Origin of the sequence: Tabrizicola sp. (assembly GCF_034366665.1) — a bacterium.
Taxonomy (GTDB): domain Bacteria; phylum Pseudomonadota; class Alphaproteobacteria; order Rhodobacterales; family Rhodobacteraceae; genus Tabrizicola.
Genome location: NZ_JAXMMF010000030.1, coordinates 36,398 through 61,454, shown reverse-complemented (window position 1 = coordinate 61,454; position 25,057 = coordinate 36,398). Strand labels below are relative to the sequence as shown.

At 65.6% G+C, this 25,057-nt stretch carries 24 protein-coding genes; 8 read left to right on the top strand and 16 right to left on the bottom strand.

Annotated features, from left to right (window positions below; genetic code table 11):
- Positions 1-174: 174 nt before the first annotated feature.
- The 5 genes from U1E69_RS03820 to U1E69_RS03800 form a co-directional block, all read right to left on the bottom strand.
- Positions 175-1,680, bottom strand: coding sequence for a tripartite tricarboxylate transporter permease (locus U1E69_RS03820; RefSeq protein ID WP_322242988.1), 1,506 nt, complete (start codon positions 1,678-1,680; stop codon positions 175-177).
- Positions 1,681-1,687: 7 nt separating this feature from the next.
- The gene (locus U1E69_RS03815; protein ID WP_322242987.1) at positions 1,688-2,152 is read right to left on the bottom strand and encodes a tripartite tricarboxylate transporter TctB family protein; all 465 of its coding nucleotides are present in this window, start codon (positions 2,150-2,152) and stop codon (positions 1,688-1,690) included.
- Positions 2,153-2,213: 61 nt separating this feature from the next.
- Positions 2,214-3,191: a tripartite tricarboxylate transporter substrate-binding protein gene (locus tag U1E69_RS03810; protein WP_322242986.1), complete on the bottom strand. Its 978-nt coding sequence runs from the start codon at positions 3,189-3,191 to the stop codon at positions 2,214-2,216.
- 204 nt (positions 3,192-3,395) lie between these two features.
- Complete coding sequence (locus U1E69_RS03805) at positions 3,396-4,739, bottom strand: sigma-54 dependent transcriptional regulator (protein WP_322242984.1); 1,344 nt, start codon at positions 4,737-4,739, stop codon at positions 3,396-3,398.
- The gene (locus U1E69_RS03800; protein ID WP_322242982.1) at positions 4,736-6,526 is read right to left on the bottom strand and encodes a sensor histidine kinase; all 1,791 of its coding nucleotides are present in this window, start codon (positions 6,524-6,526) and stop codon (positions 4,736-4,738) included. Before U1E69_RS03800 ends, U1E69_RS03805 begins: the two co-directional genes overlap by 4 nt.
- 206 nt (positions 6,527-6,732) lie before the next feature.
- Between U1E69_RS03800 and U1E69_RS03795 the strand changes: the two genes are divergently transcribed.
- Positions 6,733-7,731, top strand: a complete 999-nt coding sequence (locus U1E69_RS03795) for a LacI family DNA-binding transcriptional regulator (protein WP_322242981.1) — start codon at positions 6,733-6,735, stop codon at positions 7,729-7,731.
- Here the strand turns inward: U1E69_RS03795 and U1E69_RS03790 are convergent.
- From U1E69_RS03790 to U1E69_RS03780, 3 genes are read right to left on the bottom strand one after another with little or no spacing between them, the layout of a single operon-like run.
- On the bottom strand, positions 7,728-8,861 hold the full coding sequence (locus tag U1E69_RS03790; RefSeq protein ID WP_322242980.1) for a Gfo/Idh/MocA family oxidoreductase: 1,134 nt from the start codon (positions 8,859-8,861) through the stop codon (positions 7,728-7,730). The genes U1E69_RS03795 and U1E69_RS03790 overlap by 4 nt on opposite strands.
- Before the next feature lie 7 nt (positions 8,862-8,868).
- On the bottom strand, positions 8,869-9,759 hold the full coding sequence (locus tag U1E69_RS03785; protein WP_322242979.1) for a TIM barrel protein: 891 nt from the start codon (positions 9,757-9,759) through the stop codon (positions 8,869-8,871).
- 7 nt (positions 9,760-9,766) lie between these two features.
- Entirely contained in the window at positions 9,767-10,882 is a 1,116-nt protein-coding gene (locus U1E69_RS03780; protein WP_322242978.1) for a Gfo/Idh/MocA family oxidoreductase, read from the bottom strand.
- A gap of 109 nt (positions 10,883-10,991) precedes the next feature.
- Here U1E69_RS03780 and iolD point away from each other — a divergent pair, with 109 nt between their 5' ends.
- The 7 genes from iolD (at position 10,992) to U1E69_RS03745 (ending at position 18,940) form a co-directional block, all read left to right on the top strand.
- Positions 10,992-12,875, top strand: coding sequence for a 3D-(3,5/4)-trihydroxycyclohexane-1,2-dione acylhydrolase (decyclizing) (iolD, locus tag U1E69_RS03775; protein ID WP_322242977.1), 1,884 nt, complete (start codon positions 10,992-10,994; stop codon positions 12,873-12,875).
- Complete coding sequence (gene iolC / locus U1E69_RS03770) at positions 12,875-13,852, top strand: 5-dehydro-2-deoxygluconokinase (RefSeq protein WP_322242976.1); 978 nt, start codon at positions 12,875-12,877, stop codon at positions 13,850-13,852. Before iolD ends, iolC begins: the two co-directional genes overlap by 1 nt.
- Positions 13,853-13,862: 10 nt before the next feature.
- Positions 13,863-14,702 (top strand): 5-deoxy-glucuronate isomerase, encoded by an 840-nt coding sequence (locus U1E69_RS03765; RefSeq protein WP_322242975.1) that lies wholly within the window; start codon positions 13,863-13,865, stop codon positions 14,700-14,702.
- The gene (locus U1E69_RS03760) at positions 14,699-15,544 is read left to right on the top strand and encodes a class II fructose-bisphosphate aldolase (protein WP_322242974.1); all 846 of its coding nucleotides are present in this window, start codon (positions 14,699-14,701) and stop codon (positions 15,542-15,544) included. The genes U1E69_RS03765 and U1E69_RS03760 overlap by 4 nt, the downstream gene beginning before the upstream one ends.
- Before the next feature lie 125 nt (positions 15,545-15,669).
- Entirely contained in the window at positions 15,670-16,641 is a 972-nt protein-coding gene (locus U1E69_RS03755) for an aldo/keto reductase (RefSeq protein ID WP_322242973.1), read from the top strand.
- A gap of 51 nt (positions 16,642-16,692) precedes the next feature.
- Positions 16,693-17,520: an SDR family NAD(P)-dependent oxidoreductase gene (locus tag U1E69_RS03750; RefSeq protein ID WP_322242972.1), complete on the top strand. Its 828-nt coding sequence runs from the start codon at positions 16,693-16,695 to the stop codon at positions 17,518-17,520.
- Between the two features lie 304 nt (positions 17,521-17,824).
- Entirely contained in the window at positions 17,825-18,940 is a 1,116-nt protein-coding gene (locus tag U1E69_RS03745) for a PHB depolymerase family esterase (protein ID WP_322242970.1), read from the top strand.
- A gap of 497 nt (positions 18,941-19,437) precedes the next feature.
- Here U1E69_RS03745 and U1E69_RS03740 read toward each other — a convergent pair whose 3' ends face one another.
- Genes U1E69_RS03740 through U1E69_RS03705 form a run of 8 tightly spaced genes read right to left on the bottom strand, consistent with a single transcriptional unit; the run spans position 19,438 to position 24,983 of the window.
- On the bottom strand, positions 19,438-19,806 hold the full coding sequence (locus U1E69_RS03740) for a hypothetical protein (RefSeq protein ID WP_322242967.1): 369 nt from the start codon (positions 19,804-19,806) through the stop codon (positions 19,438-19,440).
- A gap of 5 nt (positions 19,807-19,811) precedes the next feature.
- The gene (locus U1E69_RS03735; protein ID WP_322242966.1) at positions 19,812-20,198 is read right to left on the bottom strand and encodes a response regulator; all 387 of its coding nucleotides are present in this window, start codon (positions 20,196-20,198) and stop codon (positions 19,812-19,814) included.
- Between the two features lie 47 nt (positions 20,199-20,245).
- Positions 20,246-21,070, bottom strand: a complete 825-nt coding sequence (locus tag U1E69_RS03730; RefSeq protein ID WP_322242965.1) for a protein-glutamate O-methyltransferase CheR — start codon at positions 21,068-21,070, stop codon at positions 20,246-20,248.
- A 41-nt stretch (positions 21,071-21,111) separates the two neighbouring features.
- Positions 21,112-21,588 (bottom strand): chemotaxis protein CheW, encoded by a 477-nt coding sequence (locus U1E69_RS03725; RefSeq protein WP_322242963.1) that lies wholly within the window; start codon positions 21,586-21,588, stop codon positions 21,112-21,114.
- A 1-nt stretch (position 21,589) separates the two neighbouring features.
- Positions 21,590-23,737 carry a chemotaxis protein CheA gene (locus U1E69_RS03720; RefSeq protein WP_322242962.1) on the bottom strand — a complete coding sequence of 716 codons (2,148 nt, stop codon included), beginning with the start codon at positions 23,735-23,737 and terminating at the stop codon, positions 21,590-21,592.
- A gap of 7 nt (positions 23,738-23,744) precedes the next feature.
- Positions 23,745-24,110, bottom strand: a complete 366-nt coding sequence (locus U1E69_RS03715; protein ID WP_322242960.1) for a response regulator — start codon at positions 24,108-24,110, stop codon at positions 23,745-23,747.
- Positions 24,104-24,463, bottom strand: coding sequence for a hypothetical protein (locus tag U1E69_RS03710; RefSeq protein WP_322242958.1), 360 nt, complete (start codon positions 24,461-24,463; stop codon positions 24,104-24,106). Before U1E69_RS03710 ends, U1E69_RS03715 begins: the two co-directional genes overlap by 7 nt.
- Positions 24,447-24,983: a chemotaxis protein CheD gene (locus U1E69_RS03705; protein ID WP_322242956.1), complete on the bottom strand. Its 537-nt coding sequence runs from the start codon at positions 24,981-24,983 to the stop codon at positions 24,447-24,449. The genes U1E69_RS03710 and U1E69_RS03705 overlap by 17 nt, the downstream gene beginning before the upstream one ends.
- Positions 24,984-25,057 lie beyond the last annotated feature (74 nt).

Here is a 25,057-nt window from a genome sequence, read left to right as displayed (position 1 = left end):
AGATGAACGCAATGTTAACGGGAAAGCGGTTACACACCCCTTCCCGTAGCACCAATTTGCCGTCGGGTCACTACATCTATGCAAATAGGCCACAGACTGGTGAATTTTCGGGCGGGGCGGCGTTTGACCGACGTGGCCTTGGCCGACCGAGCGGACACTGGCCCCAGCGTCCGGTCAGTCAGCCTCGACGAATACCTCGGCACGTTTCTTGCGTATGGCGGGCATAAGCATCACCACCAGCACCGCAACCGTCAGAAGGAGGAGCGTCAGGCTGATCGGCCGGGTCACGAAGGTCGACGGATCGCCCCGCCCCAGGATCATCGCCCGGCGCAGGTTTTCCTCCAGCATCGGGCCCAGGACAAAGCCCAGCAGCAAAGGCGCGGGTTCACACCGCAGCTTGAGCAGCGCATACCCCATGAGACCGAAGAAGGCGACGGCGTAAAGGTCGTAGACGTTCGAGTTCACCGAGTAGACCCCGATGGAACAGAAGGCCATGATGACGGGAAAAAGGACGTGGTAGGGCACTTTCAGAAGCTTCACCCAAAGCCCGATCAGGGGCAGGTTCAGGATCACCAGCATCAGGTTGCCGATCCACATGCTGGCGATGATGCCCCAGAAAAGCTCGGGCTGTTCCGAGGCGACGTTTGGTCCGGGCACGATGCCCTGGATGATCATCGCGCCGACCATCAGCGCCATCACCGGGTTTGCCGGGATGCCAAGCGTCAGAAGCGGAATGAAGCTGGTCTGCGCCCCCGCATTGTTGGCGGATTCCGGCCCCGCAACCCCGGCGATGGCGCCCTGGCCAAATTCCTCGGGATGGTCGGACAGGCGCTTTTCCACGGTATAGGACGCGAAAGAGGCCAGGACCGCCCCGCCCCCCGGCAGGATACCGAGGATCGAGCCGATGGCCGTGCCGCGCAGCATGGGTGCCACCATGCGCCGAAGATCCTCGCGCGAGGGGAACAGGCCGCCCAGTTTCGTCCCAAGGACGCTGCGATCCTGTTCGCCTTCCAGATTGCGCAGGATCTCGGCGATGCCGAAGACACCGACGGCCAGGGCGACAAAGCTAAGCCCGTCCGCGTATTCCGTGATTCCGAAGGTAAAGCGCGGCGCGCCGGTGTAGATGTCGGTGCCGACCAGGCCAAGGATCAGGCCCAGGACCACCATCGCCAGCGCCTTCAGGATCGAGCCATGCGCCAGCGCGATGGCGGACACCAGCCCCAGCACCATCAGGCTGAAATATTCCGCCGCGCCGAATTTCAGCGCGATGGCGGTCAGGGGTGGGGCGAAGAGGGCGACAAGCAGCGTCGCCACGGTGCCTGCGAAGAACGACCCCAGCGCCGCCACGGCCAGCGCGGTCCCCGCCTTGCCCTTCCGCGCCATCTGATAGCCGTCGATGGCGGTCACGGCCGACGAGCTTTCGCCCGGCATGTTGATCAGGATCGCCGTCGTGGACCCGCCATACTGCGCGCCATAGTAGATGCCTGCCAGCATGATGAGAGAGGAGACGGGCTCCAGCTGGAAGGTGATTGGCAGCAGCATCGCGATGGTCGCAGTCGCCCCGATCCCCGGCAGGACGCCGATCAGTGTGCCAAGGATCACGCCGATCAGGCAGAAGAACAGGTTTTCCGGCGAGGCGGCGGTGGCGAAGCCAAGCGAGAGGTTCGAGATCAGGTCCATGTCAGCCTCAGAACGGAAGCCAGGGGCCAAAGCGCCGGAACGGCAGGCCAAGCCCGTAGGAAAAGACCAGGGTCGCAAAGACGGTGACACCAGCAGCCAGCAGCAGCGCCCAGTGCAGGCGCATCTTGAACGAGGCAAGGGCGGCGATCAGCGTGGTCAGGAAGATGGCGGGCACGAAGCCAAGGCCGCGGACCGTCAGGCCGAAAAAGATCGGGGCGGGCAGGATGAAGAACACGCCGCGCCAGGCAAGAGTGCCGATGCCCTCGCTGCCCCGGTCATGGACCGACTTCGCGACGATGCCCAGGCCCAGCAGGATCAGGATGCCGGACAGGACCAGCGGGAAATAGCCCGGACCCATCCGGAAGGCGGTCCCGATCTCCAGCCCAAGCGATTGGACGCCAAAGAGAAGTCCGAACAGGATGAAGATCAGGCCCGCCAAGGCGTCGGTCCAGTCGATGGTGATGTTCTTCATGTGAAGGCGCCCTCCCCGTCGCCAGGTGGAAGGGGGCGCGGGAGGCGCCCCCTTTGACAGGTCAGTCGGCGTAGACGCCTGCCGTCTCGATGATCGGCTTCCAGCGGGCGATCTCGGCTTCCAGCTTGGCCTTCAGCGCCTCGGGCGTCGCATCAGATGCAGGCGAAGGGGCGGTGCCGAGTTCCGCGAGTTTCGCCGCGATCTCGGGATCGGCCAGCGCGGACTGCAGCGAAACGCTCAGCCGGTCGACGATCTCGGCCGGGGTGCCTTTCGGCGCGTAAAGCCCGTGCCAGACCGAAACCTCCATGCCGGGGAAGCCGCCTTCGGCGACGGTCGGCAGGTCGGGGAAGATGTCAAGGCGCGCGGGCGTCGTCACTGCGTAGGCCTTGATGGTGCCGCCCTTGATCTGTTCTGCGGTGTTGGTGGTCTGGTCGCACATGATGTCGATCTGGCCGCCCAGAAGTTCGGTCATCGCCGGGCCGGTGCCCTTGTAGGGAACCGTCACGATGGGCGCTTCGACCGCCTGCATGAACAGCATCCCGCACAGATGCGAGGCCGCGCCGATCCCGGCGTTGGCCATGGTGATCGTGTCGGCGTTTTCCTTTACGTAGGTGACAAGCGAGGCGAAGTCGGCGGGTTCAAGGTCCTTGCGGGCGACGATGGTCATCGGGACTTCGGTGACAAGGCCGACGTACTCGAAGGCCTCGGTCGGGTTGTAGGCCAGGCTGCGGTAAAGGGTGGCGCTGGTCGCCATGCCGATATGGTGCAAAAGGATGGTGTAGCCGTCCGCTTCCGCCGAGGCGACGTTGCCAGCCCCCAGCGTGCCGCCTGCCCCGCCGACGTTTTCGACGATGATCTGCTGGCCAAGGTCGGCCGACATGCGTTCGGCGATCAGGCGGCCCACGGTATCGGTGGGGCCTCCGGCCGCGAACGGCACGACCATCGTGATCTGGCGGTCGGGATAGGTCTGCGCAAGAGCGGTAGATGCGGCCAGGGCCGCGCCGACGGCAAGGCCGGCGAGTTTCAGGTTCAGGGCCATGATGTCCTCCCAGACGTGGCTTGGTGTCCCCGGGCGGCTTCCTCCTCCGCGCCGGGCTGTCGCCAGCGGGCGACGGATCGGGACCTGGAGCAAAGGAAAGCGCGAGGGCGTCCGGTGATTTCGGGGGGTGGAGGGCCGGCGTTGGGTGGAAATGGCCCCAAGCGGCGGTGGGCCTTGGGTGGATTTCCACCCATCGGGTCGCGATCAGGTGTCGCTCTCGTCCCCGTCGACGATCAGGCGGCGGTCAAGCCCGTGCTTCTGCATCTTTTCGTACAGGGTCTTGCGGCTGATCCCGAGCGATTCGTAGACCTTGCGCAGATGCCCCCGATGGGCCGCGATGGCCCCGGCGATGACGCTGCGCTCGAACCCCGCCACGCGGTCGGCCAGGCGCGGGGCCTCGGGTCCCGCCGCTTGCATCCAGTCCAGGCCCAGGACGAAGCGGTCAGCGGCGTTGCGCAGTTCGCGGACGTTGCCGGGCCAGTCGCGGGCGGACAGATCGGCCAGAAGTTCCGGGTCGGGTGCCCGGTCGGGAACACCGTGGCGCGCCGCAGCCTCGCGGACGAGTTGCAGGAAAAGAAGCGGGATATCTTCGCGCCGGTCCGACAGCGGGGCCACGCGCAGGGTCGCGACGGCAAGGCGGTACAAGAGATCTTCGCGGAACGTGCCCGCGGCAACCGCCGCCGCAAGGTCAGCCTTGGAGGTCGCCAGGAAGCGGACGTCCAGCGGGATGGGGTCGTTCGAGCCTAGCCGCGTGATCACCCGGTCCTGCAACACCCGCAGCAGACGGGCCTGCAAATCAAGCGGCATCGAACCGATCTCGTCCAGAAGGATCGTGCCACCGCGCGCGTGTTCGAACCGGCCGAAGCGGGCACGAAGCGCGCCCGGAAAGGCGCCGGCCTCGTGGCCGAAGAGTTCGGATTCGATCAGTTGGGCGGGTAATGCGGCGCAGTTGATCGCGATCAGCGGACGGCCCGCGCGGGGCGACAGGTCATGCATGGCCTGGGCCACGACCTCTTTGCCCACGCCCGTCGGCCCGGTGATCAGGGCATCGGCCTCGGCTGGGCCAAGGCTGCGGATGAAGCGGCGCAGGTCAATGACGGCGGGGCTGCGGCCGGGAAGCCGCGCCTCCAGATCGTCACGCTGGCCCGCGACGGCGCGCAGGCGGCGGTTCTCGATCACCAGCGCGCGGCGGTCCAGGGCGCGGCGCAAGGTGGCGGCAAGGCGCTGAGTCGAGAAGGGCTTTTCGATGAAGTCATAGGCCCCGCGCCGCATCGCCTCGACAGCAAGGCTGACCTCGGCATGGCCGGTGATCAGGATGACGGGCAGGTCGCGGTCCGACAGGGTCAGGCGTTCCAGAAGCGTCATCCCGTCCATGCCGGGCATCCGGATGTCCGAGATCACCGCGCCGGTGAAACCGGGGCCGATCAGGGGCAGGGCAGCCTCGGCGCTGGGGAAGGACTGGACGGTGAAATCGGCCAGCTCCAGCGCCTGTTCGGTCGACCGGCGCATCGCCTCGTCATCGTCGATAAGAAGGACCGTCTGTTTCATTCGGCGGCCAAGGCCCTGTGGCTGGCGCGGCGCAGGACCAGGGTGAAGACCGCGCCGCCTTCGGGGTGATTGGCGACGCGCAGATCGCCCTCGAAGTCCTTCATGATGTTGTAGCTGATCGACAGACCCAGACCCAGGCCAGAGCCGACCTGTTTCGTCGTGAAGAACGGGTCGAAAATCCGGTCGGCGATGGCCGGGGCGACGCCCGGCCCGTGGTCGCGGATGGCCAGGGTCACTTCGTCCCCGTCGGCCCGGCCCGTCACCTGAATCCGGCGGTCCGCAAGGCCCTCCACCGCGTCGGCGGCGTTCGAGAGCACGTTGACGATCACCTGCTGCAGACGCACCGGGCCGCCCTGAACGAAGGGAAGATCGGCGGGCAGGTCCAGCACCAGCTCGGCCCCCGCAGCAGTCAGGCGGGTCCGGGCTATGGCAAGCGCGTCCTGAAGCACTGCGGCAAGGTCCACGGTCTTCAGCGGTTCGTTCGGCTTCCGCGCCACGTTGCGCAGATGGCGGGCGATGGCGGCCATGCGGTCAATAAGGCCAAGGATCAGGCCGATGTTTTCGCGCGCACGGGGAAGGTCGCCCCGTTCGATGAGAAGGCCCGCGCTGTCTGCATAGTTCCGGGCGGCGGCGAGGGGCTGGTTGATCTCGTGGCTAAGGGCCGCCGACATCCGCCCCAGGGCCGCCAGCTTGCCCGCCTGCACCAGGTCGGCCTGCATCCGGTGCAGGTCGTCATTCGCACGGGTCAGGTCGGCGGTCCGCTCGGCCACCTGGCGTTCAAGGTCGGCCTGCGCCGCGGCCTGAATCGCCAGCCGTTCAGCCAGCCGCGCGCGGCGCTGCACCAGAGTCCAGGCCAGCAGAAGACCCACCAGCAGCAGAAGGGCAAAGGCGAGGACCGCCAGCCGCGCCTGCGCCCGGATCGGGGCGGTGTCCAACAGGACCCGGACCGTCCAGCCCGCCCGCGGCATCGGCGTGGCGGCCAGGATGTATTCGTGCGGCAGCCCAGCCCCATCAGCCAACCGCATCAGCGCCACGCCGCCACTGGTCGTCTCGGCGACCTGCAACGCGCCCAGGTCGGCATCGGCATAGCGCCGCGTCGCTGCCAGACGCTCCACCCGGTCGGGGGTCAGCGGCAGGAAGCCCCGGTACAGCCAGCCGGGGTCGGTGGACATGAAGACGACGCCCTCGGGGTCGGTCACCAGGATGCGGTAGTCGCGGGCGCGCCAGCCGGCCTCGATCTCGTCGACGCCGATCTTCAGCGCAAGGACGCCCTGCACCCGCCCGGACCCGTCGCGCACCGGCGAGGCGAAGTAGTAGCCGCGCACGCCCGAGGTGGTGCCAAGCGCGAAGTACCGGCCCGAGCCGCCGTCGCGGGCGGCGGTGAAATAGGGGCGATACGAGAAGTTCTGGCCGATAAAGCTGTCCGCCCGCGCGTGGTTCGAGGCGGCGAGGGTGTCCCCGGCCAGGTCGATCATATAAAGGTCCGAGGCTTCGATCAGCGCGTTCGTCTCGGCCAGCCAGCGGTTCATCGCCTGGATGCGCGGCGGGTCGTTGGGACTGGCAAGCAGCGCACGGACATCGTCGTCCTGCGCCAGAAGTGCGGGCAGCGCCTCGAACCGGCGAAGGTGGCTGTCCAGCGCATTCACGGTCTGCCGCAAGGTCGTCTCGGCGCGGACCTGTCCGTCGCCCAGGGCAGTGCGGCTGGCCATCCGCTCGACACCCAGGACCAGCAGGACCGCGCCCGCGGCAAGAAGCCAGAAAACGGTTTTCAGCCTGGCCTCCTTCATCGTCGCGTGCTCCCCCAGCCCCGGTCCCGCCTTACCATGCCGAGGCGGGCGTGTGGGAGCCGAAATTCGCACCGGTCAGGCCTGCCGGCAGATGCATCGTTGCCCGCGTCGCGCTTGAAACCGCTTGCAAAGCCGGGCGATGCGGTCTTGGCTTTGGTCAAGGCCCGGGCTTTATCCTGCGCGGGCAAGGCTATGCAGGCAGGGCGATGGGCGTGACGTTGAAAGAGGTGGCAGAGCGGGCCGGGGTTTCCCGGTCGGCGGTGTCACGTACCTTTACCGATGGGGCGTCGGTCTCGGCCAAGACCCGGACCAAGGTGGAAAAGGCGGCAAGCGAGCTGGGCTATGCGCCGAATGCGCTTGCCTCCAGCCTGACGACGGGGCGCACCAAGCTGATCGGGCTTGTGGCCAACAACTTCCACAACCCGCTGATCCTGGAGGTGTTCGACCTTTTCACCCGCGGCCTGCAGGACCGGGGGCTGCGGCCGCTTCTGGTCAACCTGAGCGACGCGACCGACCCTGCGGCCTCGGTCCGGATGTTGCGGCAGTATTCGGTGGACGGGGTGATCGTTGCATCCTCGACCCTGCCCTCCAGCTTTGCGCTGGCGTTCAAGGCGGCGGGCTTGCCGGTCGTGCATGCCTTCGGGCGCTATGCCACGGCGCCGGACGTTCCGGTGGTGGGGATCGACAACGTGGCCTGCGGGCGAATGGCGGCGGATGCGCTGGTCCAACGCGGCTACCGGCGCGTGGGGTTTCTGGGGGGGCCGCGGACGGCCACCTCGACCCAGGACCGCGTGGCGGGGTTTCTAGGCGCGCTGGCCGTCCATCCCGAGGTCAGCGTGACGGCAAGCTATGCCGCCGACTATACGTTCGACGCCGGGCGGGCCGAGATGCAGCGGCTGTTGGCCGACACCCCGGCCGAGGCCTATTTCTGTGGCGACGACCTTCTTGCCGTCGGGGCGCTAAGCGCCATTCAGGATGCGGGGCTGTCGGTCCCCGCCGACATCGGCCTTATCGGGCTGAACGACATGGAAATGGCGCGCTGGCAGGTGATCGGGCTGACGACCATCCGCCAGCCCGTCGCCCAGATCATCGACGCGGCCATCGAGCTGGTGGTTTCCACCATCGAGGACCCCGAGCGCCAGCCCGAGACCCGCCTGTTCCCCTGCCGTGTGGTCGAGCGGCAGACCCTGCGCGCCCTGCCCTAGCGGAACATCGGCGGGCGGGCGTCCATCCAGGCGCCACCGGCCTTGGCCGAGGCGACGGCGGTGTGGACCGCCGCCATCGACCGAAGTCCGCTGGGGGCCGTCGGCAACCCGTCGCGATGCTCGCCGCGGATGGCATCGGCCAGGTCGCAGTAGATGTTGGCCACGGCCAGCGGGAAGCCTTCGGGGTGGGCGATGGCGACGCGGCTTAACCGCGTGGCGTCGTCGTAAAGCCCGCCCTCGCCCTTTTCAATGATCTGGGTGCGCCCGCCGACCGGGGTGTAGATCAGCTGGTTGGGCTGTTCCGAGGCCCAGCGGAAGCCGCCGGTTTCACCGAAGACCTGAATGTCGAACCCATGCTGCCGCCCGATGGCGACGGACGAGGTCCAGAGGCGGCCCACGGTGCCCTTCGACATCCGGAAGTTGACCATCGCGTCGTCTTCCAACTGGCGGGAGGCGATGGTCGAGGCGAAGTCGGCGCTCAGCTTTTCCACCTCGTCGTCGCAGATGAAGCTGGCCATGTGGAGGGCATGGATGCCGCAGTCGGCGAACTGGCCGGACACACCCGCCATTGCCGGGTCATAGCGCCAGCGGACGCGGGGGTTGTCGGCGTCCGTCGCATCGCCGTGGTGGCCGTGGCTGAAGTTGGTGACGACAAGGCGGACCTTGCCGATGTCGCCGTTCCTCACCATCGCTCGGGCCTGGCGGACCATCGGATAGGCCGAATAGCAGTAGTTCACCGCGCAGATCTTTCCGGTCCTGGCGGCGATGCGGACGATCTCTTCGCCCTCTTCCACGGTCACGGTCATGGGCTTTTCGCACAGGACGTTGAAGCCAGCCTCAAGGAAAGCCTTGGTGATCTGGAAATGGGTGGAGTTCGGGGTGGCCACGGTCACCAGGTCGCAGCGGTCGGGGCGGTTCTTCTCGCCCGCCAGCATCTCTTCCCAGTCGCCATAGGCGCGGTCGGCGGCGACGCCGAGGCGCTGCGCATAGTCGCGGCCCACGTCGGCCCGGTGATCCAGCGCGCCTGCCACAAGGTTGAAGTGTCCGTCTGCCAAAGCGCCCAGACGGTGGGCCGGGCCGATCTGGCTGCCTTCGCCCCCGCCGATCATGCCCCAGTTCAGTTTTGCCATGATACCCTCAGAAGCCGATGGATTGCAGATAGGCGCGGTTCTTGCGCGCGTCGTCGATGGGATGTACGTCCAGCGTCGGGTCGCAGTCCTGCTCGACGGTGCACCAGCCTTGGAAGCCTGCGTCAAGCAGGATCTGGCGGACAGCCGGAAAGTCGACGTCTCCGGTCCCAAGGTTGCAGAAGATGCCCTGGCCGCAAGCGTCGTAGAAGCCGGTGGATTTGGCGATCACGTCAGCTTTGACTTTCGGGTCGATGTCCTTGAAATGCATGTATGAAATCCGACCGATGTGGCGGCGCATGAAAGCCACCGGGTCGAAGCCCGCATAGGAATGGTGGCCGGTGTCGAAGCAGATCTTCAGGATCTTTTCATCGACCTCGTCCAAGAGACGCTCCAGCTCTGGCTCAAAGTCGATGAAGCCTGCGGCATGGGCGTGGATGCCGACGGTCAGGCCATACTCTTCGGCCCCCAGCTTCGCCACGGTGGCGATGCGGTCGCGGAAGGCGGTCCATTCGGCGCGGTCCATCTGTTCGGCCGCGTCGGCCCGGCCCGCAGTCGGCGCGCGGCGGGGCGAGATGCTGTCGATCAGCACCAGATGCTGCGCCCCGTGCGCGGTCAGCGCCTTGCAGGTGCGGATTGAGGCATCCCAGACCTCGTCCCATTTCGCCGGGTCGTGGAAGGGGCGGAAGACCACGCCGCCGATCAGCTCCAGCCCGTTTTCGGCCAGGGCCGCGCCCAGGATCGCGGGGTCTTCGGGCATGAAGCCGATGGGGCCAAGCTCGATCCCCTTGTAGCCCGCCGCTGCGCAGTCAGAGAGGACCGACTGCCAGGTCGGGTTGCGCGGGTCGCCCGCGAATTCCACGCCCCAGGAGCAGGGCGCATTGCCGATACGGATGGTCATGAGGTCCTCACGTCTGGGGGACGGCGTGCCAGCGGCCGTCGTCCGATGCCTGGAAGGCGGTGTCGATGATCTGACTGACGGAAAGGCCGTCGCGGAATGTGGGCCAGACCGGTTGGCCGGTGGCGATGGCGGTCAGGAAGTCCTTCGCCTCGATGATGATCTGATCCTGGTAGCCGGTGCCGTGGCCCGGACCCTGGCAGAAGGCCAGATAGTCGGGATGCTGCGGCCCGGTCAGGATGCGGGTGAAGCCGCGCGTCGCCTCTGGCCCCTCGGCGCGATAAAGGTGGACGGCGTTCTGGTCTTCCTGGTCAAAGCGGATGGACCCCTTTGTGCCATGAATTTCATAGGCATAGCCCATCTTCCGGCCCGTGGCGACGCGGCTGATGAAGAGATGCCCCATGACCCCACTGGCAAATCGCAACATCAGTTGCGCCTGGTCGTCATTTGTCACCGCCACCGGGCCGTTCGGGCCGGGGCGGGTGGCATGGACCGTCTCGATCCGGGCGGAAAGCTCGGCCACCGGGCCCATCAGTGCCAGCATGCAGTTGACCGGATGCGGGGCAAGGTCGCCCATGCAGCCATTGGCCCGCCCTTCGGTGCGCCAGGTCGCAGGCATCGCGGGGTCGGCCAGGAAATCCTCGGTATGTTCGCCGCGGAACCAGGTGATCTGGCCGATGGCACCCTCGGCCAGAAGCTGTCGCACGAACTGGGTGGCCGGCGTGCGCACATAGTTGAAGCCGATCATGTTCGGCAGACCCGACGCCTCGGCCGCCGCGACCATCGCCCGGGCGTCCTGCAACGAAGCCCCCAGCGGCTTTTCGCAGAAGACCGGCTTTCCGGCCGCAAAGGCCGCTTCGGCAATCGCGCGGTGGGTGGACTGGGGCGAGGCGATGACCACTGCCTGCACCTTCGGATCGGCCACCAGATCGCGCCAGTCGGCTGTCCCCCGGGCAAAGCCGTAGGCCTTGCGGTAGCGTTCCGCACTGTCAGGATTGGTGGCCGCAATGACCTCCAATCGGGGCCGCAGGGGCGTGTCGAAGACGGCGCCGACAGCCGACAGGGCCACGGCATGCGCCTTGCCCATGTAGCCACCCCCGACCAGCCCGATCCCGATGTCCGTCACGCTGCACCCTCCCCCGTTCACCAGTATTGCAACCGGTTGCAAAAGTTGTATCCTCACTGCAATAGCCGCGCAAGTCCCGTTTGGATACCTGCGGAGGAGGAGACACAGGATGACGCACTCTGGTAGCGGGCTGGGCGAGACGATCCGGCTGACCGTGGCACAGGCGATCGTACGCTGGTTGATGGCGCAATACACCCTGATCGACGGGGTTGAGACGCGGATCTGCGGCGGCGGCTTCGGCATCTTTGGCCACGGCAACGTGCCCTGCCTGGGTGAGGCGCTGTATCCCGTCCACCAAGAGCTGCCGCTTTACCGGGGCCAGAACGAACAAAGCATGGGCTTTGCCGCGGCGGCCTATGCCAAATACCACCTGCGCCGCCGCTTCATGTTCTGCACCGCCAGCGCCGGGCCGGGGACGGCAAACCTTTTGACGGCTGCCGCGCTGGCCCACGCCAACCGGCTGCCGATGCTGCTGCTGTGTGGTGACACCTTCCTGACCCGCCTGCCCGATCCGGTGCTGCAACAGCTGGAGCATTTCGGCAATCCGACCCTTGGGGTGAACGACGCCTTCAAGGCCGTCAGCCGCTTCTGGGACCGGATCACCCACCCAGCGCAGATCCTGCAATCGCTGCCCGCGGCATTGGCGACCCTGCTGGACCCCGCCGACTGCGGACCGGCCTTCCTGGGCCTGCCGCAGGATGTGCAAGGCTGGGCCTACGACTATCCGGTGGCGTTCTTCGCCAAACGCATCCACCGCATCCGCCGCCAGTCGCCTGACGTGCTGGAGATCGCCGAGGCCGCCGCCCTGTTGCGCGCTGCCCAGCGCCCGGTGATCGTTGCGGGCGGAGGTGTCCAATACTCTGGCGCGGTCGCCGAACTGACCGCCTTTGCCGAGGCGCATGGGATTCCCGTCGTGGAAACCATCGCCGGGCGGGCGAACCTCTTGGCCGACCATCCGCTGAACATCGGCCCCCTTGGTATCACCGGATCGGACAGCGCCAACACCATCGCGGGGGCGGCGGATGTCGTGCTGGCCGTCGGCACGCGGCTACAGGATTTCACCACCGGGTCCTGGACGGTGTTTGCCCCTGACGCGCGGCTGATCGGGCTGAACGCCGGGCGGCATGACGCGGCCAAGCACCTGTCGCTGCCCGTGGTCGGCGACGCAAAGCTGGGGCTGCTGGCGCTCGGGGCAGAGCTGGCGGGCCATAGCGCCCCGTCCGACTGGGTCAGCCGCGCGCAAGGGGAGCGGAAGGCCTGGGACGCTTATGTCGCCGGGAACGTCGCGCATGGGAACCGTCCGAACTCTTATGCCCAGGCCATCGGCGTGGTGAATGCGCTGTGCCACCCCCGCGACCGGGTTGTGACGGCGGCGGGGGGCCTGCCCGCCGAAGTCACGGCCAACTGGCGCACCCTTGGGATCGGCACGGTGGACGTGGAGTTCGGGTTTTCCTGCATGGGGTATGAGATCGCCGGGGGCTGGGGCGCCCGGATCGCTCAGTCCGAGGGCGAGGCGGACCGCGATACCATCGTGTTCGTCGGCGACGGCAGCTATCTTCTGATGAACTCCGACATCTATTCTTCTGTTCTGACAGGGAAAAAGCTGATCGTCCTTGTGCTGGACAACGGGGGTTTTGCGGTGATCAACAAGCTGCAGAACAACACCGGGCAGGCCAGTTTCAACAACCTGATCGCCGATTGCCCCACGGTGGCCGATCCCTTCGCCGTGGATTTCGAGGCCCATGCCCGCGCGATGGGCGCGAATGCCGAGACGGTCGCCAACCCTGCCGCACTGGCCGAGGCGTTCCAGCGCGCCAAGGCGGCGACGAAGACCAGCGTCATCGTCATGCAGGTCGACCCCTATGAGGGCTGGACCACGCAAGGTCACGCCTGGTGGGAGATCGGCACCGCCGAGGTCTCGGCCAGCGACACCGTCCGCGCCAAGCATGCCGAGGTGGAAGTGGGCCGCTCTGGTCAAAGGCGGGGCGTCTGATGGCCGATCTTGCGCGCCTGCAGGGGCGGACCTTTCTGGTGATCGGGCGGGCGGGCATGGACCTTTACGCCGATCCCCCCGGCACGCGGATCGAGGAGGCCACCCGCTTCACCACCGCGCTTGGCGGGTCGTCGGCCAACATCGCCGTCGCGCTGACCCGACAGGACTGCCGCGCGGCGCTGCTGACCTGTGTCTCCGACGACGCCGTGGGGCGCTTCTGCCTGGCGCAGCTGGACGCCTACGGCATCGACCGCACCCATGTCCGCGCCGTTGCGGGCGAGCCGCGCAATTCGCTGGCCGTGGTCGAGACGCGGGTTCAGGACTGCCAATCCGTCATCTACCGCAACAACGCCGCCGACTTTGCCATGACGGTCCAGGATGTCGAAGCGGTGGAGTACTCGGCCTTCTCGGCGCTGATCACCACTGGCACGGTGTTGGCGGCGGAACCCTCGCGCAGTGCGGCGTTCCGCGCCTTCGACCTGGCCCGCGCCGCCGGGCTGCCGCTGATCTTTGACGTCGATTACCGCCCCTATTCCTGGCCCTCTGCCGCCGTCGCGTCCGAGGTTTACTCGCGGGCTGGTGCAGTGTGTGACATCATCGTCGGCAATGATGTCGAGTTCGGCTTCATGGCGGGCAGGTCCGACCTTGGCCTCGACAAGGCGCGCAGCCTGATCGCGGACGGCGCGCAGATCGTCGTCTACAAGATGGGCGAAAAGGGCGCGGTCACGATCACCCGCGAAGCCGAGTTCTCCACCGGCATCTACCCTACGCAGGCGCTGAAACCCACTGGCGCGGGCGACAGTTTTCTGGGAAGCTTCATCGCGGGCTTGGGCCAGGGTCTGCCGGTCCGGGATGCGGTCCTGCGCGGCTCGGCCGCCGCGGCGATGGTCGTGGCCCGCGTCGGCTGCGCCCCGGCCATGCCGACCCATGCCGAGCTTGACGCCTTCCTTGGCCAACACCCCGGCCCGACCGCATAAAGGGACCCCCATGCACATCGCCCCCCATGACAACCGGAACCAGCCCATCGTCGACATGGAGCACCCGCTGGTGCCTTACGTCTACTTCAACATCGTCCACCTCAAGGCGGGCGCGACCTTCGACTATCGCACCCCCGGCTACGAGACCTGCGTCGTCCCCGCCACCGGCACGGTGACGGTGGAAACCGCGGGTGAGACCTTTGCGGGCATTGGCAACCGGGGGGTTGACGTCTGGGACGGCGAGCCTGAGGGCGTCTATGTCCCGCAGGACACCGGCGCGCGGATCACCGCGCTGACCGATACCGAGGTCTTCATCGCAGGCGCAAAGTTCGCCGAAACGCTGAAGCCCTTTGCCGTGCGCGCGGACCAGATCGACAAGGTGCAATACGGCTCTGACGACACCAAGACCCATCGGAAGATCAAGCATATCCTGGGGGCGGCCTATCACGACCGGGTCGGGCGCCTGCTGGTCAGCGAGCTTTACACCGTCGGCGCGGGGGGCTGGTCGGGCTTTCCCAGCCACAAGCACGACACCGACCGCCTGCCCGACGAAACCCGGCACGACGAATGCTACAACTTCCGCTTCCGGCCCGATTATGGGTCCGGCCTGCAGATGCTGCAGCGGGTCGATAACGAGCCGGGGGATGCCTATCACATCATGAACCGCTCTACCGTGCTGATCGACAAGGGTTATCATCCCTGCTGCGTGCTGCCGGGGTACGAGATGTATTACTTCACCATCCTGGGCGGCCAAAGCCAGCGCAGCCTGAAGCAGTATTTCCAGCCGACGCACGCAGCGCAGCTGCACACGATCCCGGGGATCATGGACATGGTGGCCAAGTTCAAATGACGCTTGCGACCCTGGCCGAGGTCCTGCACCCGGCGCTGCGGGACGGCTATGCGGTCCCCGGCCTTGTCTGCCTGGGATGGGAGGACATGCGCGCCTATGTCGCCGCCGCCGAGGCGGAACGCGCGCCGATCATCCTGCAGGCCGGGCCGGGCTGCCGCGCGCACACACCGCTGCCGATCCTGGGCAAGATGTTCCGCCATCTGGCCGAAGCGGCCAGCGTGCCCGTGGTGGCGCATCTGGACCACGGCACCTCGCTGGACGACTGCCGCGCGGCGCTGGACGCGGGGTTTACCTCGCTGATGTTCGACGGCTCGCGTCTGCCCTTGCAGGAAAACATCGACCTGACCGCTGCGGTCGCCGAGCTGGCCCATGCCGCGGGTGTCAGCTGCGAGGGCGAGATCGGCTTTGTCGGTTATGCCGGGGGGGCGGCCTCGGCCGGGACCGATCCGGCCGAGGCGGCGCGCTTTGCCCGGGAAACCGGGGTGGATGCGATGGCCGTGTCGGTCGGCAACCTGCATCTGCAAGAGACACCCGGTGGCGGGCTGGACCTGCCCCGCCTGCGCGCGATCGAAGCGCTGACCGATGTGGCGCTGGTGATCCACGGCGGGTCTGGCGTGCCCGCGGCCGACCGCGCGCGCTTGGCCGCGACCAGCCGCGTTGCCAAGTTCAACATCGGCACCGAGCTGCGGATGGCCTTCGGCGCGGCCCTGCACGAGGCGGTCCTGCGCGATCCCGCGCGCTTTGACCGGATCGCGATCCTGCAGGAAACCGAGGCCCCGGTGACTCTGGCCTGCCGCGCGGCGATCCGCAGCCTCGGGGCCTCGGGACGGGTCGGCGGCTGACCTGCCCGGCCCCGTGCTTCGGCGCGGTCGGTGGACGGGGCGATGCCGGTGACACGACGTTTGACGCTTGCATCTGGCAAGGCGCAGGCGTTGCATGGGGGGCAAACAGCACAGAGGGTCAGGCGATGCAACGCAAGCAAGTCGGTCGGTCGGGCCTCTGGGTCAGCGAGATCTGCATCGGCTGCATGACCTTCGGCGAACCCCAGCGGGGCGGTCACCCCTGGACCCTGCCGCCCGATGAATCACGCCCGCTGATCGCGCAGGCGGTCGAGGCGGGCGTCGATTTCTTCGACACGGCCAATGTCTACTCCGACGGCTCGTCCGAAGAGATCCTGGGCGAGACGCTCTGGTCCCTTGTCCCGCGCGACCGGATCGTCCTTGCGACAAAGGTCTTTGGCGACGTCGATCCTTATCATCAGGGCCTGTCCCGGCGGGCGATCATGCGGCAGATCGACCTGTCCCTTGGGCGCCTGAAGACCGACTATGTCGACCTTTACCAGATCCATCGCTTCGACCCAACCACCCCGATCGAAGAGACGATGCAGGCGCTGGATGACCTGATCCGGCTGGGAAAGGTCCGCTATATCGGCGCGTCCACCATGTCCGCCTGGCAGTTCGCCAAGATGCAAGCTGCGGCACGAACCAACGGCTGGACGCCCTTCATCAGCATGCAGAACCAGATCAGCCTGATCTACCGGGAAGAAGACCGCGAGATGATCCCGCTTTGCCTGGATCAGGGCGTGGGATTGATCCCCTGGTCGCCCATCGGTCGCGGTCGGCTGGCGCGGCCCGCGGGCGTTGCCACGGCGCGGACCCAGACGGATGCCTATGGTCAGATGCTTTTCGCCCGGTCCGAGGCCGCAGACGCTGCGGTGATCGGCGTGGTGCAGGACGTCGCCAAGGAGGTCGGGCGCCCGATGGCCCAGGTTGCCCTGGCCTGGGTCCGGCAGAAAGCGGGCGTCGTGGCCCCCATCGTCGGATATTCGCGGCCCGAGCAGTTTGCCGACATCCTGGCAGGGCTGGACCTGGTGCTGACCGAAGACCAGATTGCCCGGCTGGAGGCGCCCTACGTCCCGCGCCTTCCTGTCAGCCAGTAGACGATACCGCTCCGCTTTGCAGAAAGCCCACTCTGTCAGAAAGGCAGTCCCATGACCCATCCCGCCATCGCCAAAGGCCGTACCGCCGTGATCACCGGGGCCGCATCGGGCATCGGTCTTGCCGCGGCCAGGGCGCTTGCCGCCCAAGGCATGACCCTTGCCCTGATCGACCTGCCCGGCCCCGCGCTTGAGAACGCCGCGGCGGCCCTGCCCGGCTCACGGGCCTTTCCCGCCGATGTCGCAAACCCGCAGGCCGTTGCCGCCGCCGCTGCGACCATCGCGGCCGAGATGCCTCCTTTGACCTTTCTCTTCAACAACGCCGGTCTTGGCATTCCGTCGACGGCGCTTGGCGACCGCGCGGCCTGGGACCGCACGCTTGCCGTCAACTTCGGCGGCATCCTGACAGTGGCGCAGGCCCTTGTTCCGGCGATGCTGGCGCATGGGCTGCCATCGGTCGTGATCAACACGGGGTCCAAGCAGGGCATCACCCTGCCGCCCGGCAATCCGGCCTACAACGTCTCGAAAGCGGCGGTGAAGGCCTATACCGAGCTTCTGGCCCATGAATTGCGCAACGTGCCGGGGTCGCAGGTGTCTGCCCATCTGATGATCCCCGGCTGGGTGCACACCGGGATGACCGCGGCCTCTGGTGCGCCAAAGCCTGCGGGGGCCTGGATGCCGGACGAGGCCGTTGGCTTCATGCTGGACAGCCTTGCCCGCGGGGACTTCTACATCCTGTGCCCGGACAACGACGTCAGCCGTCCGCTGGATGAACGCCGCATCGCCTGGGCCGCAGGGGATGTCATCGAGAACCGCCCTGCCCTGTCGCGCTGGCATCCGGACTGGGCAGAGGCCTTCAAGCGCAGCATCGACACGGTCTGAGGGCTGCGTTTGCGGTTCAGGCCGACTGCCCTTGTCTTCAGGCCGCGCGCTGGTGCCAACGGCCGGTTTTCCAGGGACAAGCAGGACCGAGCCCCCCGGTCAGCCCGGACCCGCTGCTGATCGGCTCTGGACGCTTCGCGCGAAAAGCGAAGCATTTTCCGATCAGATCGGGCACCGAATCGGGATTGGCAGGTTACCTTTCGGCGACAGGCAAAGGTTGTCCCCCAGCGGGCTGCCGAATTCCGGGACTCGCGCAAGCGTTCCAATCACTGACGGCCTGGGCCGTCCAGGAAAGGCAGACAGGATGAACGACGATTTCATGGCGGCGATGCGCCGGACACTTGGTGCCGTGCGCGACGGCAATCCGGCCAAGGCGACGCGGATTATCCAGGCGGCCCTTTCCAATACAGTCCCGCCCGAAGCGCAGGCAAATGCCAGGAAGCCAGACCACCCAGGCGGACCGGCACGGCCCCCGTGGCGCCCCCCGTCGCGCCCCCCGTCGCGCCCCCTGTCGCAAGTCCTTGCAGACCTTGCCGCACGGAGGCAGGCGGGCGGAGCAAATCTGCGCGGCGCCCACGCCCCGGATCTGCCCGAAGGTGCGGTCTTCGAGCGTCGTCGGCATGACGGCCCGCATGGCGCACGAGATTATCTTGTCTTCCGCCCATCCGGCCGGACCGGACCTGCCCGCGGCGTCGTGATGATGCTGCACGGCTGCACCCAGACGCCAGAAGACTTCGCGGCCGGAACCGGGATGAACCGGCATGCCGAAGACCACGGATTGATCGTCGTCTACCCCGAGCAGAGCCGCACCGACAACCTGCAGCTTTGCTGGAACTGGTTCCGTCCGGGCGACCAGCGCCGTGACGGCGGAGAGACCGCACTTCTGGCAGGTCTTGGCGCTGCGGTCATGGCCGAGCATGGCCTGGAAAGTGCGGGCCTCTGTGTCGCCGGTCTGTCGGCGGGAGGTGCGATGGCAGCCCTGCTGGCCAACACCCACCCCGACCTGGTGACCGCCACCGCCGTCCACTCGGGTCTTGCTGCAGGCTCGGCGCAGGACGTGGTCTCGGCTTTTGCGGCGATGCGTGGCGATGCGGCTGGTCGGGCCGAAGCGCTAAAGGTGCCGTCGATCATCTTCCACGGCTCGGCCGATGCGACGGTTGCTCCGGTGAATGCCGGACGTCTGGCGGGACCGCTCACTGCAGCGGTCGAACGGACCGGGAGGGGCCCCTCGCGCCGCTTCGACGTGCTCTCCGGCCTGAATGCGTCCGGCCACCGGGTCGAGGTCTGGCGGATCGACGGGGCCGGCCATGCCTGGTCTGGCGGCAAGGTCGAGGGCAGCTATACCGACCCGGCGGGGCCCGACGCATCGGCAGAGCTGCTGCGGTTCTTCCTGGCCATTCTGGACCAAAAGCCGGGTTGAGGCGCGGCGGGACCGCGGACGAAGACCCGGAAGCGGCGGCGTTGGGCAACCAAGTGGCGGATGCCCATCCCATCGCACAGCGCAACACAAGTTGCGCTGTGCCCGCCCGCTACCTGCCTTGACGCTTAATGATCCCCTATGCAGCCACGCGTGCAGCCAAACGCCATGCGATGACCGACAGGAGGTATGTCCCTGCGCACGGCCCACCAGATCGCCCGCCCCGCCCCAACGACGCTGCAACGGTGGAAACAGAGGACCGAGGCACAAGACAGGGTCTACCGGCAAGGCACCCGGATCTGCCCGGAAAATCCGGGCCAACCGGGGAAAGGTCTATGGAAACGGGAAGAGAGCGATGCCGGAGGCTCGGCACAAAAGAGTGCGGCTGGTGCTGACGATGGGCGCAAAATCGCTCTGGTGCACCGCTCCGCCATGGCAGGTCACCGCAAGCGTGTTGGGACGGCCTGATCGACGCAGGCCAGGCTTACCGGACACTTCGCCTAGAAGAGATCGACATCACCCACGCCGTCTGTCGTGGCTCCTGTTCTGCAAGAGTGCCCTGCCAAGGCCTCGGCCAAAGAGCGCAAGCCGATCGAATGAATGTGCGTAGAAACAGGCAGGATGATCCCCGGATCAACCGAACGGGAAAGGGAATCGATGAACGTCGCCAGTTCATTTGCCGTCTGCGCCAGATGATCCAGCCCCTGGAGTGGCACCAGAAGCCGCTCTCCGCCGGATACGCCTTCAGAAATCACTGCGCCAACCTCGTCTTCGATTTTAATGGCCGCAGAGGCAAGGACCAGCAATTCCGCTGACAGGTTTTCAAGCAGGCTTTGAAGTGCGACTTGATCTGGAAGGCCTGGAATCATCATGTTTACAGTTGCCCGACGACGGCTTGAATGCAGGCCTTCAGTTGCAAGGTGCTGAAGGGCTTCTGGATATAATTGTTCATCCCGCGCGCCTTGCCCGCGTCCAGAATCTCTGGGGTCATTCTGCCGCTCACCAGAATGAACCCGATCCGGGAAGTCATTCGATTTTCCCTAAGCGACTTGAGAAGTGCCAGTCCGTCCATGCCAGGCATATTGTAATCGGAAATGACCAGATGGACCGGTTTCGCAACAAGGGATTGAAGAGCCTCGCCGCCATCCTTGCGAAAGTCGATCTTCTTGATTCCCATTTCTTCCAGCGACATGATAATCAAGCCCCGGCTTGTCGCCATGTCGTCCACGACCATGACTGATAGGCTTTCCTTCAGAGACATTTTTCCTCCTACACTTCCATTCGGCGCTTGTGCAAAGTTGGGTTTTCTTATGGTTCGCGACGGTAGATCGTGTTGCCGACAGCGGTAAAACTTGACCGAAGGGACTGCGACATCCGCTCGGAATGGCCGATGAACAGGTGTCCGCCGGGGTGCAAGGCGCCACAGAAGCCGGTCCAGATCTGCTCTTGCGTTTCAGCATCCATGTAGATCGCGACATTCCGGCAGAAAATGACATCGAAGAGCCCGCGGAACGGCCAGTCGCCGATCAGGTTCAACTGGCGATAGGTCACAAGGGATCGGACAGTTGGTTTTGGCGTATACTGTTCAGTCGTCTGAACGTGGTCGAAAAACCTGTCCAGAAACGGCTTTGGTATTTCGCGAATGCTGTTGGCGCCATAGGTCGCAGCCGTTGCGCGCGCCAGAGCGTCCCGGTCGATGTCGGTCGCAAGAATCTTCAGATCATGGTTCCCCACATCGGGAAAGGCATTCAGAAGACACATCGCCAGACTGTAGGGTTCTTCGCCCGTTGAACAGCCAGCTGACCAGATCCTGATCCGCTCACCACTCCTTGCCCGTTGGATGAGACCCGGAAGGACCTCTGTCTCCAGAAAATCGAAATGATAGCTTTCGCGGTAGAAATGGGTGGTGTTCGTGGTCAGGGCCGAAACCAGGCGGTCTCGCTCCTCGATCGCCGCCGGACCCAGCGCCTGGTCGATATAGGCCGCGAAGCTGTCCAGACCAAGGTCAATGACCCTTGCGGCAAGGCGCGCATAGACCATCCGGTCATTCTCCTTGGTCAGAAGAATGCCGGTTGACCGGTGCAGAAACGCAGAGATCCTGTCGAAATCGGCGGTCGTATACGCCAATTTCATGTCGTGACGCCGGTCACGCGTGACGAGACTTGACAGAGTGGTCATGCGCGATCTTCCCGAAATCCGACACGCGGCAGGACGGCGCTTATTTCGACCAGCCGCAGCATCCGCTGGTCAATGGCGATGACTCCTTCGAAGAAGGCGCATGTCAGGTCCGAGGACACAGAGGGGGTCGGCTGAATAAGCGAGCGATCAACGCCCAGGATATCCGATACGGCATCGACCAGAAAACCGACGGTCTGGTTTTCGATCACACAGATGACGATGACATGGCGGGCGTCGGGCTTGGTGGGCTTCAGCCCCATCCGCGCCGCAAAGTCGACGATCGGGACAACCGCACCGCGCAGGTTGATCACGCCCAGAATATAGGGCGGCGCGTGGGGCAGGACCGTAGCCGCCGTCCAGCCGCGGATTTCGCGCACCGACATGATATCGACACAGAAGTCCTGGCCATCCACTCGAAAGCTGACCAGTTCGCGTTTTTCAGCCTCGAATGCTCCCGCTGCCGCAGATGACATGTTAAACCTCCTCGGTAACTTGGGTTGTCGCAGCGGCGGGCTGTCTTAGTCTGCGCTGTGCGATTTCGTCAGGGTCGATGATGAGGGCAATCTTGCCGTCGCCCAGGATCGTGGCCGCGGCCACGCCCGGCACATGGCCATAGTTCGCTTCCAGGCCCTTGATCACGACTTGCCGCTGGTCATGAATCCGGTCAACGGCCAGCGCCCAGCGTTCGTTCTCGGCGGACTCCACAAGCAAAAGGACCATTTTCGAATAATCGTTCGCCCCCGTTCGATGACCGAAGGCTTCCGCAAGATCTATGATCGGCACGAAGGTCTGCCGCACGGCCACCACCACCCCGGTCGCGGCGAAGCGATGGATGTCCGCCGACGATGGCCGCAAGGTCTCGATGATTGCGGTGATCGGGACGACCATTGTCTGGCCGGCCACATCGACGACCATTCCGTCAAGAACCGCCAGCGTAAGCGGCAAGCTGATCGACAGCGTGGTGCCCTTCCCGGGCACGGACGAGATGGTCACCCGCCCCCCAAGCCCCTGGACTGCCGACCGCACCACGTCCATGCCGACGCCCCGGCCCGACAGATCCGTGACCTTGTCCGCTGTGGAGAAGCCCGGCAGGAACAGAAGATTGTCGATCGCGCCATCGTCGAGGACCGCATCCTCGGGAATCAGCCCCTTGTTGATGGCAATCTGTTTCACCCGGGGACGGTTGATTCCCGCCCCATCGTCCGAGACTTCGATCAGCACACGACCCGAGCGGTGCGCCGCAGACAGGCGCACGCGGCCGGTTTCCGACTTTCCTGCCGCAAGACGCGCCTCGCGCGCTTCCTGGCCGTGGTCCACCGCATTGCGGATGATGTGCGTCAAAGGATCGACAAGGCGTTCGATCACGGTCTTGTCCACCTCGACCGCGTCACCTTCGGTTTCAAACGAGACAGATTTTCCTGCAATATCAGAGGCCTCGCGCACGATGCGCGCCATCCGCTGGAAGAGCTGCTTCACCGGCTGCGCACGAATAGCCATGACGTTTTCCTGCAACTCGCGCGCAAGATTGCGGAATTCGTCAAGGCCGACGCCGACGTCGCTTTGACCGCCAAGACCGGCGTCCTGGGCGCATTGCGCCAGCACCGCCTGGTTGATCACCAGCTCTCCCACGATATTGATCAGCCGGTCCACCAGTTCGAGGTCGACCCTGACCGAGCCCTTCTGACTGCCGCCTTGCGCGGACGTGGCCTTGCGCGACTGGACCATGCGGTCGTCCGCGGGCGGGCTGGCCGGGGCGGCATCGGTTGGCCGAACGGCTGGCACGACGGTTGGAACAGCGACTGGGGCCGGTGCCGACGGCTCGGCAGGCGGGACGATGTCGTTCTGGACGACCGTGATCTCCAGCGAGCAAAGACCGTCAACAAATTCAAAGACCTCCTGGACTGCGTGCAGCGGCTCTGTCGACGCAAGGGTGATGTCCCAGGTCAGATAGGGTTCCGACCAGTCCATGTCCTCAAGCCCGGGAAGGGTCGACGCATCGGCTTGAGCCGACACGTCCCCCAGCGCCTCAAGCGCACGGAACAAGAGATTGGGGTCGTTTCCGACCGCGTAGAACTGCCGATTGGGGGCAAAGCTGATCCGGTAGGTGTTGGCGGCACTGGTTTCGAAATCGAAATCAAGGGCGATGGGAAGGGGCAGGAAGCCAAGTTCGCCCTCCCCCGTTTCCGGCGCGGGTGGGGCGGCAGCAGGCTGCGGTTTCGCCGCGGCGGGCGAGGCAAGCTGCTCCAGCCGATGAATAAGGTCCGGTCCGGCCCCGCTTTTCGGCTCGACCGAGTCGCGCGCCGAGGCGATCAGGTCCGCCAGATAGTCGGCTGACCGCAGAAAGACCCGAACGATTTCCGCAGTCGGCCCAAGTCGCCCCGAGCGAACCTCGTCGAGGACCGTTTCGAACTGATGGGCAAACCGGACCAGCGTTTCAAGACCGAAGGCAGCGGCGCCACCCTTGATGGAATGGACGGCCCGGAACACCGCATTGACGACCTCGGCATCGGCGGTGTCGTCCTCGGCCGCCGAGGCCAGTTCGGCCAGCCCGTCGTCCAGCGTTTCAAGCAGCTCTTCGCATTCCTGAAAGAAGGTTTGGCGAATGTCGATCGAATTGCTCATCATTGCCTCAATGCGCAGTGATGCGCCGAATGGCGGACACGAGTTTCAGATCGTCGAAGGGCTTGACGATCCAGCCCGTCGCGCCGCTTTTTCTGGCCCGTTCCTTCAGGTCCGGGGCACTTTCCGTCGTCAGAACCAGGATCGGCAAGGCCGAGAAGGTAGAGCCCGCGCGAACCGCTTCGATCACGCCGAAACCATCAAGCCGAGGCATGTTGATATCGGTTATGATCACATGCGGCCGAATGGTTGGCATCTTTTCCAACCCATCCACACCGTCGACCGCAAGATGCACCTCGAAGCCGGCGTTGCTTAATGTTTCGCGCAGCATTTCGCGAATGGTCCGGGAATCATCAATTGCAAGTACTGTCAGCATTCCGCCACCTCGACCAATTGCGGGAACTCTCCAAGGACGCCCAAGCGTACCAAATCACTGTGCATTGCGCTTGAAACGGTCAGCGCCAATGTCTCGCCCACCGCCTTCCAATCGCGCGAGGTCGCAAGCAGGACCTGAGCGGCCAGCGCGCCGGAAAAGACGACGGCGGTTCCGTCGACCAGGACGGGAACGCCCCGAAGCTCGACCAGGTCGGCATGAAGATCACGCGCGGCCGCAAAATCCAGGCGATCGGGAAGCCTGATGATTGCGCGCTGGGGTTCAGGGCAGATTGAGCCGTCGCTGGAGGCAGGCGTCTCAACCGCGCGGTCTGCCGCGCTAGAAGAAGGTGACATCGGTTTCGCTCCTTGATGATGCGCGCGCGGGCGGCACGGTCTTCAGTTCATCCTGCTGGACGATCAGTTGCTGGGCGTATCCGGTTGTTGGCGTGAAACGAATTCGTCGGGCGTTTGTCCCGCCCAGGCTTTGGGCAATGCAGGGGATGCCTTCGTTGGCCAGGAAGTCGACGGCGAACTTGCCATTTGCCTCGCCGATCCGGCCGAAGCCGTCGCTCATTGAGGCCCCGCCGAAAAGCTTGGCCGCCAGGCGGTTCTTGCTGGCGCCCATCTTCAGCAAACCGTTGATCAGTAGCTCCATCGCGTAAAGGCCGTAGCGGATGGATTGAGTGTCCCCCGATCCATTGCCGGGCAGAAGGAAGTGATTCATCCCTCCCACCCGGGCGATCGGGTCGCTGATGCAGGTCGACACGCAGGAACCAAGGATCGTGGTGAGAATGGTATTCTCACGATCCGAGACTGCATAATCACCCTGCACGACGTGGATGTAGGTCACCGCGTCACGTGCATAGATATCCATCTTGCCTATCACGATAGGGTCCAATCTCGCGTTGCAGCATCTTGATTAGGAAAGGGGGGGGCGAGGCGCCCCCG

Coding starts and splice junctions, on each gene's coding strand:
- U1E69_RS03820 (WP_322242988.1), bottom strand. CDS start 1,680: ATGGACCTGATCTCGAACCTCTCGCTTGGCTTCGCCACCGCCGCCTCG.
- U1E69_RS03815 (WP_322242987.1), bottom strand. CDS start 2,152: ATGAAGAACATCACCATCGACTGGACCGACGCCTTGGCGGGCCTGATC.
- U1E69_RS03810 (WP_322242986.1), bottom strand. CDS start 3,191: ATGGCCCTGAACCTGAAACTCGCCGGCCTTGCCGTCGGCGCGGCCCTG.
- U1E69_RS03805 (WP_322242984.1), bottom strand. CDS start 4,739: ATGAAACAGACGGTCCTTCTTATCGACGATGACGAGGCGATGCGCCGG.
- U1E69_RS03800 (WP_322242982.1), bottom strand. CDS start 6,526: ATGAAGGAGGCCAGGCTGAAAACCGTTTTCTGGCTTCTTGCCGCGGGC.
- U1E69_RS03795 (WP_322242981.1), top strand. CDS start 6,733: ATGGGCGTGACGTTGAAAGAGGTGGCAGAGCGGGCCGGGGTTTCCCGG.
- U1E69_RS03790 (WP_322242980.1), bottom strand. CDS start 8,861: ATGGCAAAACTGAACTGGGGCATGATCGGCGGGGGCGAAGGCAGCCAG.
- U1E69_RS03785 (WP_322242979.1), bottom strand. CDS start 9,759: ATGACCATCCGTATCGGCAATGCGCCCTGCTCCTGGGGCGTGGAATTC.
- iolD (WP_322242977.1), top strand. CDS start 10,992: ATGACGCACTCTGGTAGCGGGCTGGGCGAGACGATCCGGCTGACCGTG.
- iolC (WP_322242976.1), top strand. CDS start 12,875: ATGGCCGATCTTGCGCGCCTGCAGGGGCGGACCTTTCTGGTGATCGGG.
- U1E69_RS03765 (WP_322242975.1), top strand. CDS start 13,863: ATGCACATCGCCCCCCATGACAACCGGAACCAGCCCATCGTCGACATG.
- U1E69_RS03760 (WP_322242974.1), top strand. CDS start 14,699: ATGACGCTTGCGACCCTGGCCGAGGTCCTGCACCCGGCGCTGCGGGAC.
- U1E69_RS03755 (WP_322242973.1), top strand. CDS start 15,670: ATGCAACGCAAGCAAGTCGGTCGGTCGGGCCTCTGGGTCAGCGAGATC.
- U1E69_RS03750 (WP_322242972.1), top strand. CDS start 16,693: ATGACCCATCCCGCCATCGCCAAAGGCCGTACCGCCGTGATCACCGGG.
- U1E69_RS03745 (WP_322242970.1), top strand. CDS start 17,825: ATGAACGACGATTTCATGGCGGCGATGCGCCGGACACTTGGTGCCGTG.
- U1E69_RS03740 (WP_322242967.1), bottom strand. CDS start 19,806: ATGATTCCAGGCCTTCCAGATCAAGTCGCACTTCAAAGCCTGCTTGAA.
- U1E69_RS03735 (WP_322242966.1), bottom strand. CDS start 20,198: ATGTCTCTGAAGGAAAGCCTATCAGTCATGGTCGTGGACGACATGGCG.
- U1E69_RS03730 (WP_322242965.1), bottom strand. CDS start 21,070: ATGAAATTGGCGTATACGACCGCCGATTTCGACAGGATCTCTGCGTTT.
- U1E69_RS03725 (WP_322242963.1), bottom strand. CDS start 21,588: ATGTCATCTGCGGCAGCGGGAGCATTCGAGGCTGAAAAACGCGAACTG.
- U1E69_RS03720 (WP_322242962.1), bottom strand. CDS start 23,737: ATGAGCAATTCGATCGACATTCGCCAAACCTTCTTTCAGGAATGCGAA.
- U1E69_RS03715 (WP_322242960.1), bottom strand. CDS start 24,110: ATGCTGACAGTACTTGCAATTGATGATTCCCGGACCATTCGCGAAATG.
- U1E69_RS03710 (WP_322242958.1), bottom strand. CDS start 24,463: ATGTCACCTTCTTCTAGCGCGGCAGACCGCGCGGTTGAGACGCCTGCC.
- U1E69_RS03705 (WP_322242956.1), bottom strand. CDS start 24,983: ATGGATATCTATGCACGTGACGCGGTGACCTACATCCACGTCGTGCAG.